The organism is Mycobacterium sp., from assembly GCF_035499775.1.
Lineage (GTDB): Bacteria > Actinomycetota > Actinomycetes > Mycobacteriales > Mycobacteriaceae > Mycobacterium.
In genome coordinates, this window is record NZ_DATJYB010000070.1 from 1 (window position 1) to 12325 (window position 12325).

Annotated in this window: 14 protein-coding genes; 6 read left to right on the plus strand and 8 right to left on the minus strand. The window is 64.3% G+C overall.

Annotated features, from left to right (window positions below; all coding sequences use genetic code 11):
- The first annotated feature begins 483 nt into the window (after positions 1-483).
- On the plus strand, positions 484-2247 hold the full coding sequence (locus VML93_RS04490; RefSeq protein ID WP_325608099.1) for an alpha/beta hydrolase domain-containing protein: 1764 nt from the start codon (positions 484-486) through the stop codon (positions 2245-2247).
- Here VML93_RS04490 and VML93_RS04495 read toward each other — a convergent pair.
- Positions 2241-2897, minus strand: coding sequence for a hypothetical protein (locus VML93_RS04495; RefSeq protein ID WP_325608101.1), 657 nt, complete (start codon positions 2895-2897; stop codon positions 2241-2243). The two genes, VML93_RS04490 and VML93_RS04495, sit on opposite strands and share 7 nt — an antisense overlap.
- Positions 2898-2936: 39 nt before the next feature.
- Between VML93_RS04495 and VML93_RS04500 the strand changes: the two genes are divergently transcribed.
- Positions 2937-3857, plus strand: a complete 921-nt coding sequence (locus VML93_RS04500; protein WP_325608103.1) for a hypothetical protein — start codon at positions 2937-2939, stop codon at positions 3855-3857.
- A 107-nt stretch (positions 3858-3964) separates the two neighbouring features.
- A complete protein-coding gene (locus VML93_RS04505; RefSeq protein ID WP_325608104.1) occupies positions 3965-5704 on the plus strand; it encodes a PE domain-containing protein in 1740 nt (579 codons plus the stop codon).
- Positions 5705-5721: 17 nt separating this feature from the next.
- On the opposite strand, the gene VML93_RS04510 is transcribed toward VML93_RS04505, so the two are convergent.
- Together VML93_RS04510 and VML93_RS04515 are read right to left on the minus strand one after the other, a co-directional pair.
- Positions 5722-6153 (minus strand): hypothetical protein, encoded by a 432-nt coding sequence (locus VML93_RS04510; RefSeq protein WP_325608107.1) that lies wholly within the window; start codon positions 6151-6153, stop codon positions 5722-5724.
- A gap of 90 nt (positions 6154-6243) precedes the next feature.
- Positions 6244-6474, minus strand: coding sequence for a hypothetical protein (locus VML93_RS04515; RefSeq protein ID WP_325608109.1), 231 nt, complete (start codon positions 6472-6474; stop codon positions 6244-6246).
- On the opposite strand from VML93_RS04515, the gene VML93_RS04520 reads away from it, so the two are divergent.
- The 3 genes from VML93_RS04520 to VML93_RS04530 all read left to right on the plus strand — a co-directional run bounded on the left by VML93_RS04520 (position 6473) and on the right by VML93_RS04530 (position 7860).
- Positions 6473-6805 carry a DUF732 domain-containing protein gene (locus VML93_RS04520; protein ID WP_325608111.1) on the plus strand — a complete coding sequence of 111 codons (333 nt, stop codon included), beginning with the start codon at positions 6473-6475 and terminating at the stop codon, positions 6803-6805. The two genes, VML93_RS04515 and VML93_RS04520, sit on opposite strands and share 2 nt — an antisense overlap.
- A 325-nt stretch (positions 6806-7130) precedes the next feature.
- Positions 7131-7454, plus strand: coding sequence for a DUF732 domain-containing protein (locus tag VML93_RS04525; RefSeq protein WP_325608113.1), 324 nt, complete (start codon positions 7131-7133; stop codon positions 7452-7454).
- A gap of 58 nt (positions 7455-7512) precedes the next feature.
- Positions 7513-7860 (plus strand): DUF732 domain-containing protein, encoded by a 348-nt coding sequence (locus tag VML93_RS04530; protein WP_325608115.1) that lies wholly within the window; start codon positions 7513-7515, stop codon positions 7858-7860.
- 30 nt (positions 7861-7890) lie between these two features.
- Here VML93_RS04530 and VML93_RS04535 read toward each other — a convergent pair whose 3' ends face one another.
- The 5 genes from VML93_RS04535 to VML93_RS04555 form a co-directional block, all read right to left on the minus strand.
- Positions 7891-9252 (minus strand): nitrate/nitrite transporter, encoded by a 1362-nt coding sequence (locus VML93_RS04535; RefSeq protein WP_325608125.1) that lies wholly within the window; start codon positions 9250-9252, stop codon positions 7891-7893.
- Between the two features lie 395 nt (positions 9253-9647).
- A complete protein-coding gene (locus VML93_RS04540; protein WP_325608117.1) occupies positions 9648-9959 on the minus strand; it encodes a hypothetical protein in 312 nt (103 codons plus the stop codon).
- Positions 9960-9991: 32 nt separating this feature from the next.
- On the minus strand, positions 9992-10201 hold the full coding sequence (locus VML93_RS04545; protein ID WP_325608119.1) for a hypothetical protein: 210 nt from the start codon (positions 10199-10201) through the stop codon (positions 9992-9994).
- Positions 10202-10565: 364 nt separating this feature from the next.
- Entirely contained in the window at positions 10566-11189 is a 624-nt protein-coding gene (locus tag VML93_RS04550) for a hypothetical protein (RefSeq protein WP_325608121.1), read from the minus strand.
- Positions 11190-11263: 74 nt separating this feature from the next.
- A complete protein-coding gene (locus VML93_RS04555; protein WP_325608123.1) occupies positions 11264-12205 on the minus strand; it encodes a sulfotransferase domain-containing protein in 942 nt (313 codons plus the stop codon).
- Positions 12206-12325: the final 120 nt, after the last annotated feature.

The following is a 12325-nucleotide window of genomic DNA, read 5'->3' on the forward strand; positions in this document are numbered from 1 at the left end:
CCTGGTGCGCCTGTGGCTCGCGGGGGAGCCGGCCAACGCGGCGACCCCGCCCGCACGCCGGCAGGCCCGGCGCTCGACGGTGTCCGCCCGCAGCACCTGCGTCACCCACGTCGAGGAGCGGGCAGGCGCGGAAGCGCGCGCCTGAGCCTCGCGCAGAAGACGGCCTGAGAGGTCTGCCGCCAGCGGCAGGCCCGGCCGGGCTTTGGTGATCGCTGTCTTGAATCGGACCGGGTGGGCTCGTCGACTCGACGAGCCCACCCGCGCATCGACGGGGCAGCGAGCCGCACGACGGCCATCGCGAAATAGCTTCGCCATCAGGCGATTTCGCGCGTTCAGTCGCGCCCACTACGGCGGCCGCGCCGGCAGCTGCGAGGCCACCAGAATTCTTTGAGAATCCTTCAAGGCGGCTGGGTCAATCTAATTGGGAACGCCGACCACGTCGGCACCACGGACTAAGCGACCCGCAACCGACAAGGACCCGAAATGACCCTCGAGTCAGTTCAGATCAACACGGTGAACCCGCACTCCGACGCGCGCTACGAGTGCGTGGAGGCGACCGCCCGCTTCGCGGTCGACCCGGAGCAGCTGGCGAACGAGCGCATCGCTGACCTCAAGCTCGCGCCCCGCGACGACGACGGACTGGTCCGCTTCGAGGCTGACCTCCGCATGATTCGCCCGATCGATGGCGGCAACCGCAAGATGCTGTTCGTGGTGCCCAACCGCGGCGTGCCCACCAACGCCCCGTGGCTCAAGGGCGGTTTCCTGCTCGACCGCGGCTGGACGATCGTGTCGTGCGGCTGGCAGTGGGACGTGCAGCGCGGGCCGGCGATCTTGGGCCTGACGGCACCTCAGGCCGACGTGCCGGCCGGCCGGATGCGCCTGGAATGGCGCGCCGACGTCGCCAGCGACGACCACGAGCTCAGCTTCTCGGCGCCGGAAATCGACGCGGTGCCCGGTGCGAAGCAGCTGTTCACGTTCACCGCGTACCCGACGATTGACGTCAACGACCCCGACGCTGCCCTGACGGTGCGCACGTCGCCGGACGCAGAGCCCACCACGATTCCCCGGGAGTCCTGGCGCTTCACCGACGAGACGCACATCGCGCTGGACGGTGGATTCAAGGCTTTCCACTGGTACGAGTTGGTGTACCGGACTGCAAAGGCACCGGTTGCCGGCGCCGGATTGCTGGCGATCCGCGACGTGGTGTCGCACCTGCGGGCTGACGGCATCGACCACACCTTCGCCTACGGTGTTTCGCAGGCGGGTCGGTTGCTGCGCCAGTTCGTGTCCGACGGGCTCAACATCGACGAGTCCGGGATGCGGGTTTTCGACGGCGTGTACAGCGACGTCGCCAGCGCTGCCCGCGGCGAGTTCAACCACCGCTTCGCGCAGCCGTCGGTCACGCAGACCAGCGGCTTCGGCACCCTGGCCCCGTTCGGCCACGGCGATCTGCTGGCGCGGCAGCGCGAGCTCGGCGGTGTGCCGAAAACCATCTTCACCAACAGCGCGGCCGAGTACTGGCACGGTGACGGAGCTCTGCTGCACGTGGACCCGTACACCGGCAAAGACCTGCCCGAGGACTCCGACGTCCGCACGTACCTGATTGCCGGTACCGACCACTTCGGCAGCAGCCCGGTCAAGGAAGCGCTGCCGGCCGCCAACCCGGTGCACCGCCTGGACGTCACGCCGGTGAACCGGGCACTGCTGATCGCGTTGGAGAACTGGGTCATCGACGGCGTCGAGCCGCCGGCCAGCCGGGTTCCCCGGACCAGCGACGGCACGGCCGTCTCCCGCAAGGACGTGCTGTCCGCTTTCGGACACACCGCCGCGCCGAGCCCCGCATCGCTGCCCTACGCGCGCCGTGTCGACATGGGACCCGACGCCGACCGCGGCATCGGTGTCTGGCCCGCCCGCCTGGGCGAGACGTTCGTCGACCTGGTCTCGGCGATCGACGCCGACGGCAACGAGGTGGCCGGCATCCGCCTGCCTGCGGTCGCTGCACCGCTCGCCGCTTACACCGGCTGGAACCCCCGCCGGCAGATCGACGAGCTGCCCGACGTGCTTTATGAGCGGCTCGGCAGCAAGCTGCCGTTCCCGCCGGGGCAGCCGTCGGTCGCCGAAAGGTACGCGACGAGCGACGACTACGCAGCCGCTGTTCGCGCGGCCGCCGAAGCTCTGGTCGCCGAGCGGTTCCTGCTCGCCGAAGAGGTCGACTCGATCGTGCGTAAGGCGGTCGCCGACTACTGATCGCCGACGAGGGCGAGGCGCTGGCTGAACACCGTCGCGAAGGAGAACCCCGCAACCTGCCAGAACCACACGCTCGTCACGAAGAACCCGACGCCGAAGGCAAGGAGCCCGACGAAGGAGAGCGTCAGCGCGACGAGCACGATCGACCACGCGTGCCAGTAGGCCCGACCCCCGTCCCGCACGCGCCGCAGGGCGACCAGCGGGTTCAGAATTTCCCGGGCGTTCCGGTGCGCGCAGTAATGCGTCATATACCCGGGGACGAGCGCGGTCGCGGCGAGCCAGACGGTGGCACCTGCGGCGAGCAGTGGTGCGGACCGGAGGAGCGCGCCGGCGCCGAGGAGGACCGCCCCCGGTGCGTGGTAGTAGGCCATCCCGAGGAAGGTCACGAACCCATCCCACAGCAGCTCGCGGTAGACGGCGTGCCAGGACCGCGTCGGATCGGAGAACGCAGGGAAGGGGGGCAGCCCGCGCTGCATCCGGCGCACGAACGCGATGCGGTGACCCATGTTGAGAAGCCAGCCGACGCCGGGCAGCGCGACGAGGAGGACCGCACCCCACAGGACCTCGCGCCTGCCGTCCGCCGTCTGCAGCGGAAACGCGAAGCTGTTGCGGAGGCGAAGCGGCGTCTGCAGGTCCACGGGATCGCCCATCGGGCGAGGATACGGGCAGCAAGGCGGGATAGTGGGGGAGTGAACGGTCCGTCCTGGCTGAGCAAGGCGCTCGCCGTCGCGGTGGCCGTGGGCTGTCTGTCCGGATGCGGGGCTCCCGATCGCCGCGCCGACGCGCAGCACCTGCAGGACACGATGTCAGCGATGCCGGGAGTGTCGTCGGCCAACGTTGGCTACCACAACGACGAAGACCGCGGCGCCCGGATCAACATCTATGCGTTCGTCCCGGATGCGACCCGTGACCAGATACGCGACCTGGTCGTTCGGATCAACACCGTGCGGGACGACCGGTTCGCCGGCTACACGCAGGATGCGATGTTCGCAGTGAGCCCCGACCGACGGGTTCTGCTGAGCCGGATGTCCGAGCTGGACCCGGATCAGATCGCCGACGACGCGATCCGGCTGCGCCAGGTCGGATCGACGGTCAACGCCGAGCAAGTGGCGTGGTTCCGCAATCGTTCGACCAGCGTGCTCAACCTGCGTGGCGCAGCCTCGCCGACGGCGTTGGTCCTACCGGCGTTGGTCGCGGCGGTCGGGTCCACGAGCGTCAAGGTCGGTGTCGAGCAATCGGCACCACCGTGGGGAGCCGATTTCCCGTTCACCGCCGACGACCAGCGCCGGCTCGAGAATCGGGTCGGCTGGCTGCCGGTCGCGGTGCGTGCGGTGGGCACGACGGGCGCCCAGGTGATCGTCGGCGTCGACGTTCGGGTATTCGGCCCGGAGCGTGCCGAGGCCGACCTGGACAACACCGTCAGTGCGCTGGGTAAGCAGGCCGACATCCCGATGGTGGTGACGTGGACCGTCGACCGCACTGCGGGGTGGCGGGGTTCGGTGTCCGTGAACGGGTGCAGCTCCGACGACCACGCGGCCGGCACCCCCGAGGCCGCCGACCTGCAATCCGCGGTGCGGGTGCGGTTCGAAAGGTGCAAGCCGCGGCCTTAACGTTGTTCACCTTCGGCACACTTTCCATTTATCGCGAATTTGCACATCTTCTCCGGCGCTGCGTTGCATCATCATTTTTGCGACGCGATAAACACCGAGGGTAGGAGATGAGTTTCATGCTTGTGGCCCCTGACTCGTTGGAGATGGCAGCGACCGATGTAGCGCAGATAGGTTCAGCGGTGAGAGCCGGCAACCTGGCCGCGGCATTTTCGACGACGACGGTCCCGGCGGCCGCCGCCGATGAGATATCTGAGGCAATTGCGGCAGTCTTCGGTGCGCATGCCCAGGAGTATCAGGCGGCGGCGGCGCAAGCGGCCGTGTTTCACGAGCAGTTCGTCAGCAACTTGACTGCTGCGGTGGCGTCCTATTCGGGCACCGAGGCAGCCGTCGCCACCTCGCTGGGGGGTGCCGCGGGCACGATCAATACGATCGTCGCCAACGGGTTTCAGGCGATCGTCTACAGCCCGGTGCACACGGTGGGCCAAGCCTGGATCGCCAGCTCGCTCGGTCAGGCGCTGGACCCGATCATCAATGGGCCCACCGACACGCTGTTCGGGCGTGACCTGATCGGCAACGGTGCTCCCGGAAACTCGACAACCGTCAACGGTGCCCCCGGTGGTTTCCTGTTCGGCGACGGCGGAGCCGGCTATACCCAGACCACCGGGGTGAACGCCGTTGGTGGAATCGGCGGGAACGCCGGGTTGATCGGCACCGGCGGTCCGGGCGGTGGCGGGTTCGGCGGCGGCGCGGGCGGGGCCGGCGGCGTCGGCGGCTGGGCGATGGGCAACGGCGGTATGGGCGGGCAGGGCAGCACCGGCGCGAACGGCGGCGCCGGCGGCCAGGCGTTGTTGTTCGGCAACGGTGCCCCTGGTGGCCTCGCCGGCACCGGCGGGGAGAACGGGGTCACCGGATATCGCGGGCTCATCATCGGCACCGGTGCGACGGCCACGATCGACCACGGCGGCACCCAGACGATCCAGATCGACTTCGTGCGGCACGGGGAGACTGACAGCAACGCAGGGGGCATCATCGACACGGCGATCCCCGGAGCGCCGCTCAATCCGACGGGAACGACCCAGGCGGGCACCGTCGCCGGTGTCCTGGCTCCGAATGCTCCCTTCGCGGGGATCTTCGAGTCGCAGCTGACCAGGACGCAGCAGACCGCCGACGCGCTGGTCACGGCCATAGGGCCGACCGCGCCGACTCCGGTGGCATTGCCCGGCCTCAACGAAATCAATGCCGGCATCTTGGAGGGCCAACAACAGATCCCGCTGGGGCTGCTGTATATCGTCGCCCCGTTCTATTGGACCCTCGGATTACCGGCCTTCCCCATGCTGACCCTGGGTTCTACCGACCCCAACGGGGTGGTTTTCTACAACAGCTTCAACAACGCGATGCAAACCATGTACGACACCGCAATCGCGAACCCGGTCCACTCAATGGGCGGGACCGGCCCGATCACCGACGTCGCATACTCGAGCGCACTGACGATCGAGACCGGGACGTTGATGACGGTCAACAACCCCAATCCGCTACTCATGTTCACCCACTCGCTGCCCAATACCGGCGTTGTGGTGATCGAGGGCAGCCCTGGCGATGGCTGGACGATGGTGAGTTGGGACGGGGTACCCGTACCGCCGGCTAACTTGCCGACTTCGCTGTTCGTCGACGTGCGCAACCTGGTTACCGCGCCGCAATTCGCCGCCGTCGATTTCGGGCAAGCTCTCCGCACTGGTGATCCCGCGACAGTCGTGAACTCGGTTCGCTTCGGCGCCCTGGAAGTAGGCAGCGCCACGCTCAACTTCCCCGGTGCCGTCGTGCAGAGCTTCGTCGACGCTCTGACCTGATCTGTAACTGCTCAGCGTCAGCCGCAGTGCACGCGGCCGTTGAAGTAGAACAGTTGGCGCCGGCAGCCCGGGTCGATCATCGGGGCCCAGGGGGCGGCGGGCGCCGGTGCAATGGCTGGGTTGGGGGCCGGCGCGCCGGGGTCTGCGTGGCTCGCCGCCGCGAAACCGACGGCGATCGCCGTGGCCAGCAGAGCGCCGGCCGTGAATCGGCGCAGGCCTTCGAATCCTGTGGCGCGCGCGGTCTTGTTGGTGCTTGCTGAAGTGTTCATGGCATTGATCTTTCGTGCAGCGATCGCGTCGCAGTAGCGGTCGCGATGTTGCAGGGATACAAGCGTGTCTTGTAACTCGTGCCCCGTGATCGCCAGCGAGATGTCCCAGCGGTGAAGCGCAGACAAAGAAACAGGAAACGCCCAGCTAGAACACAGTCCCACCAAAGTTTGCGCGGCCATCCTGAAATCACGCTGAGTTAAATGGGCGTGACACCACGATCACCACATCGATTGCGGCAGCGATGCGTTGTGGGCTCGTCCAGAGTTTGGTCAAAGTACCAGCTCACACGCGGCGCAGATGACCTCTGGCAGCGCATAGCCGATCGGGGTGAATATGTCAACTCTATACACCGCAGTTGTCACTAGTTCGGTCGATGCTGCGGACCAGGTCGGGCGCGTTCGCTCGGTAAATGCCGCATTTGCCAGGTGCACCAGCGTATCGATCGGGTCCGCGTCGAGGCGGGCCAACCGGGGCGCGCGCAGGATGGCGGTGGTCGGCATGGCCGTCCTGGCGGCCGTCGCTTTCGGTGCCGACCCGGATGCGAACGCCAGTCCGCCACCCGGCTGCCCGCAAGGGCGTGCACCGGGCTCGGGTCCGGGCTGCGGTGGGCGTGCGTTCCTGGCAGATATCGCTGCGGCCGGCTTGGGAAACCGCAACGGCAACACGGTGGCGCTGGATCAGGGCCTGGATATCTGCGGCCTGATGGACGCCGGCCTAAGCCGCCAGAACATGGTGAGCCAGTTTCTGGCGGACAACCCGACACTGGGTCCAGATGGAGCGGTGCAGGTTGTCCGAATCGCTATCCGCGACCTGTGCCCGTGGCACCGCTAGGACCGAAAGGGAAAAACGAATCCTGTTGGGCGACTTCGGTGGCCAAGCTTGTGGCATCCAAAAGTGTTGTACAGCACGATATTTAGCCGCTGATAACCGATCTGATTTGCAAAAGACAGGAAGCGCCCAACCAGAACACAGCCTGCAGTAAGCCTTCGCGACGATGATCAAAATCAAACAGCGACAGTGAAATCCGAGGGAAGGAGGCCTGAACGCACGCCGTCATGCCGGCGCCGGCCTGGCGACAGACCCGGCATCCACGCACCGCACCTGTCAAAAGTCGACAGTTCCAAGATCTTCGACGGATGAAAGGGCTTGTGGAGTAATGAAATTGCCAATCGCGATAGGTATCGCTTGCGCTATGGTCAGCCTCGCCGCACCGGCAAACGCTGATCCGGGTCCTCCTGTCGACGGTGACGACCCGGGTTTCCTTGCCGTACTGCGACAAGACGGCATCGGTTATGACAGCCCGGGTCAAGCCATCACGGCTGGCAAGGCGGTGTGCACTTGTTTGAACAACGGTGAATCTGGGCTGAGGCTAATCCATGACGTGAAAACCCACAATCCCGGGTTGGACATGGAAAACGCATCCCAGTTCGCCCTAGTAGCGGCGAAATACTATTGCCCCCAACAACTCTCCAAGAGCTGACACGGAAGACGCCGCTTCCGCCAGTGCTGGACCGGGGGCCCTGCTCCACGAAGCCGAAATGATTCAGAAAGTCCTGGTCAGTGCCGCTATGGCACTCATTGCTGTAGGGCTGGCAGCGCCGGCCAGCGCCAACCCCGCGCGGAAACACGACCCCGTCCAGGACTTCTTGGCCGCCGTGCAGGCGGCAGGCGTCGTCGGTGTGCAACCGGCGATATTGGAGAACGGTTACAACGTGTGCTGGCAGCTTTGGAACGGCGGGTACACCGGCGATCAGGCGGCTGCGGCTATGCAGAAGACCTATCCGTCACTGACCACCGAACAAGCGGATCATTTTGTGATCGCCGCGTATAAGAACCTGTGTCCGGTGCCCGGTGCGTATGACTGGTGGGCTTACAGCACCAGCTGATCGGGCCGGGCATCGGCGAAAGGTGATGCGTCAGTTGCGCTCTGCCGCCCGCACGTAACGGGCCCACGTCAGGATCCCGGCGCCGACGTAGCACGCCAGGAAGATCCAGAATGCCGGCGTCTGGGAGCCGGTGCTCAAAAAGGACTGGCGCAGGGCCAAATTGATCCCCATGGCGCCGAGTGCGCCGAGCGTGCCGGCGAAGCCGATCAATGCTCCCGACATAACGCGCTCCCAGTAGCGGCGCTCGGCGTCGCTGACGTTGAGCGACCGACTACGTTCCTCGAAGATCGATGGGATCAGCTTGAACACGGACCCCTTGCCCATTCCGCAGAATATGAACAGCGCTATGAAACCGACGATGTAACCGGTCATCGTGTAGCCCGTCGGACCGCCCGGGCGGTGGGTGAGATCGTCATGCGTGCTGACGATGATCAAGAAGCCGCCGGCCACGATCATGGCGACTAGCGCGCCGAGAGTGACCTTGCCGCCACCAAACGAGTCGGCCAACTTACCGCCGATTACCCGCGTCAACGATCCCAGCAGCGGTCCCACGAAGGCGATCTCGGCGGCGTGCAACGACGCCTGCGCGTGGCTCTGTCCGCCGGCCAGGAAGTTGTGTTGTAACACCTGACCGAAAGCGAACGCGAATCCGAGGAACGATCCCGAGCAGCACAGGTAGAGCGATGCGATTCCCCACGAGTCGGGCACCGTCAGCACGGACCGCACATGGCCGGCCTCGATGACATGGGTCAGGTTGTTCATGAACAGCGCCGCGCCGAGACCGGCGATAGCAAGAAGCCCCAGATAGACCGCGCACACCCAGTACGGCGCTTCATGGCCGGCGGTGGCCAGCACGACCAATCCGACTGCCTGGATGGCCGCCGACCCGAGGTTGGAAATCCCACCGGTCAGACCCAGCGCGGAGCCTTTTCGCCGCTGCGGATAGAAAGCTTCCACGTTGGCCAGCGACGCGGCATAGTTGCCTCCGCCTAGGCCGGTCAACGCGGCGCACACCAGATACGGCCACAACGGCAGGCCGGGTTTGGCCAGTAGAAAGATGGCGCCCGCGGTTGGGATCAGCAACACGAGCGACGAGAAAACTGCCCAGTTGCGGCCACCGAACCTGGTAGTGGCCATCGTGTAGGGGATGCGCACGACCGCGCCGACCAGGGTGGCGGTGGCGGCCAGCAGCAGCTTGTCGCTGGTCGAAAAACCGTAGACGGACTGCGGCATGAACAGCACCATCACCGACCAGAGATACCAGATGGAGAAGGCGACGTGCGCGGTCACATTCGACCAGATCAGATTGCGACGGGCGACGAGGTTGTTTCCGGCGCGCCACGCCACGGCGTCTTCTGAATCCCAATCAGCGATGCGATGCGTATGCGCCACAAAATAATTGCCTCTCACGGACGTTCTCGTCGTCACCATCAGGCCGTCCCTGCCCGAACCGGCTCGAATCGGATTGGTTTCATTGACATTCGGTGTCCCGCTACGCCCGCTGATGGCCACAGGCTCATCGAGGGGATGGACGAAAGTTCAACGGCCACTCATAATCCTCCGCGTCACACATGGCTGCACGATTAGCCCAGCCCACTATGGATGTTCCGCAGGGACCGTTGGCCGTCGACAATGACGCGCGGTTATGGCGAGCCCCACCGCCATGCACAGTCAAACCGGATTCTGGTCGTTCCGACAACTTAAACTCCTGACGCACAGCAGATTTCCAGCTGACTTCACCGATACGTCCAGTTAGCGATGTGGCTTCAACGTCGGGGCGCGCGAACTCATCGACGGCGCGCGAAGCCCGGATTCGCCTCGCGCGGCTCGCCCAAGGCGTCTGTCGCCGCATCGGATCTCAGCAGCGGCAGGCCTTTACGCATGACGTAGTCGAGCCACGCGCCGGCGAACTGCGAGGTGAGCACGGCGGCGATCACCAGCGTGGTGTAGAACTTCGAGCTGATGATGCCGGCGTCGAACGCGACACTGGCCAGAACTCCCGAGCACGGAGCGCCGGTTCCGACGATGATGAGCCAACCCACGGTGCGCCGCTCGCCGCGGCCGAACAGCTGCTGCATCTCGGCGCCGGAAACCAACATCAGCAGTAGTAGGCCAAGCCAATAAATGAACGTCAGGATGTGGCCCGGCTGCCGCGCGCCGTCAAAATGTGCGCCACAGCGGGCAGTCGGCCGAGCAGCGCAGGACCCAGCACGACGCCGGCCAGGATTTCGCCGACCACTTTGGGTTGGCGCAGCTTCGTGAATAGATGACCCAGCAATTGGGCCAGGCCGATGAGCAGAAGCAGGACTAAAAGGACATCAGTTAATTGGGCATTCGTCACCATACGCTCCTCATATTGCTGGGGCGCTGTTGTCAGCTCGGCCCCCGCCGGTGACCCACCATCGGTAAAGGAGAAAGACGAGCGTCAGTGCTCCTGTTCCGATGGACACGGAGAGGGGATATTCGACATTCGGACAATCGATGATGCGGAAGGAGTCCGACCGCCAAGGCGGGCGGCATCTGAATCCGTAGGACGCGGAGCACAACAATGCCGGATACCATTCCGCACGCGGCCGCAATACCGCCGCTCCCGAACACGCTGACCGCGAGCCATCCAGCGGTCGACGTCAGAAAGCACGCGATTGGCAGAGTTAGCGGCTTCGCCGCCCACGGACAGGACGTGGGGTGGGCCAACATCTCGTACGCTATGACGATAAGAGGGGGAACAGGATAAACCGAAGGCCCGAAGCTGTAGCGCAAAAGGCCATGATCGTCACAAAAGTATAGAACGGTAGTATCCAGGTAATTCCGGCCGGCGGGGTTTCAAGAAGATCATCGATATCCGCGGTCGAGGTTTTAGCAGCGTCTTCGTACGTCCGCCGGTAATACGTCCGCCACAGCAAGAAGATGAAAGCAAGGGCGACGAGACCGATCACTATCGACGCGGGATAGAGCCAGCTCTTGATATCCAAGACGAGTGGCAGGGTGCCCGCCGAGATCGCAGGGGCGATATTCGATTTCAGAAAAGCCAGGAGAAGCAGGCACACGCTGACGATGAGCAAAATCGTCGCAACCCGATAAGGAAATGCTCGCGTCACGAACGTACCGATGGCCGCCCCAACGGCCGGGGTTAGGACAAGCCGCACCGGCTGGCTCGCCCACTTCCCCCACGGGCGCGTCAACACGTCGTGCGATACTGCGCCGAGTTCGGGGAACAACAGGTAATACCATCCGCTGAACTGCGCTGCCAGCGCGATCGCGACCATGTAAAGGAGCGCTACGCCCTCCATCAGGAGGCGATCACGTAGCACCAGACCTCGGTCAGCCATGGACTATAGGCCTCGTATCATGCTGCGGGACTTCGCTTTAGGGCAAAGTCCCGCAGCACTTCACGTCGCGTGAGCTAATGCCACCGTGCCGAGGAGGTTTCACCCGTCTCCAACCAGTGGGCGCACTTCTCACCCAGCTTCTCCAAAGCAGCCCAGTCGAAGCGCTCGACTTGAGCCGGGGTCAACTCCTTGCGGTGGTCGCGCCTCAGCCCTTTGTGGAAGAAGGCTTTGGCGCTGGACATGTGCGCTCCGCCAAACGGCGCCATTTTTTCCGCGCGGGCGCTCATGTAGTCGAAAGAGCAGTGTTCGACAATAGCGTCGATTCGTAGCGACTGCGGATCGATGGAAAAGAATTCTGCCAGTCGAACGATCTGGCCAACCAAATCATCCTTGAGATGCTGATAATGGAGGAGCAGCACGTTCGGTTCGTTCCTGAGCGCCCACCACGATTCCATGATATCGAGCAGGTCGCAGCAGTCATACCCGTTGGTGTCGAGCCATCGGTCGAAGAACTCCCGCATATCCTTGGGAATCACGAGACGACCAGACTCGCCCGACCACTCGGCATGAATGCGGTTGATCGTCGACATCGTGGGTTCGGAGAAGTTGTACAGATAATTATGGAAGCTGATTCCAAGATCTTTGCCGTTCCTGCCGACAAAAACGTAACGAGCCTCGGGGGCGATCGGAAGGGCGTCCGCGGGCAGATGCGACTTCATTACCCGCCGTACCCCGGTGTCGCGCTGCTCTTTTAGCGCTCTCAGCATCTCGGCATGATCGCCCCAACTGGAATCGAGCCAGGGCGAAGTGTCCGAAAGCCCGCCTTCTTTCTCCTCGCCGTTGTGGAGTATTTGTTGGATGATTCGCTGGGTCCAGGTAGTGCCGGCCTTGAATGGATCCGCGACAACGATGTCTCCGTCGACGAAGCCACCTTGGGCCAGGAAGTCTTCCCAAACCAAGGAGTTGGAGAGATAATCTCTGAGAACTCTGGTCGGCGCGAGTAACTGCTCATTCACAAGAAGTTTGCCTTTCCGCAGAACGCCCGTGAAAAGCTATTTCACCGACGTAAGTCCGTAGATCCGGTTTAGAACACCGGCATTTCTGAGCCCAACCCCTCCCTTCCTGAGTATTCGACA

Coding starts and splice junctions, on each gene's coding strand:
- VML93_RS04540 (WP_325608117.1), bottom strand. CDS start 9,959: ATGTTGGTTTCCGGCGCCGAGATGCAGCAGCTGTTCGGCCGCGGCGAG.
- VML93_RS04515 (WP_325608109.1), bottom strand. CDS start 6,474: ATGCCGACCACCGCCATCCTGCGCGCGCCCCGGTTGGCCCGCCTCGAC.
- VML93_RS04530 (WP_325608115.1), top strand. CDS start 7,513: ATGATTCAGAAAGTCCTGGTCAGTGCCGCTATGGCACTCATTGCTGTA.
- VML93_RS04490 (WP_325608099.1), top strand. CDS start 484: ATGACCCTCGAGTCAGTTCAGATCAACACGGTGAACCCGCACTCCGAC.
- VML93_RS04510 (WP_325608107.1), bottom strand. CDS start 6,153: ATGGCCGCGCAAACTTTGGTGGGACTGTGTTCTAGCTGGGCGTTTCCT.
- VML93_RS04525 (WP_325608113.1), top strand. CDS start 7,131: ATGAAATTGCCAATCGCGATAGGTATCGCTTGCGCTATGGTCAGCCTC.
- VML93_RS04550 (WP_325608121.1), bottom strand. CDS start 11,189: ATGGCTGACCGAGGTCTGGTGCTACGTGATCGCCTCCTGATGGAGGGC.
- VML93_RS04495 (WP_325608101.1), bottom strand. CDS start 2,897: ATGGGCGATCCCGTGGACCTGCAGACGCCGCTTCGCCTCCGCAACAGC.
- VML93_RS04520 (WP_325608111.1), top strand. CDS start 6,473: ATGGCCGTCCTGGCGGCCGTCGCTTTCGGTGCCGACCCGGATGCGAAC.
- VML93_RS04505 (WP_325608104.1), top strand. CDS start 3,965: ATGAGTTTCATGCTTGTGGCCCCTGACTCGTTGGAGATGGCAGCGACC.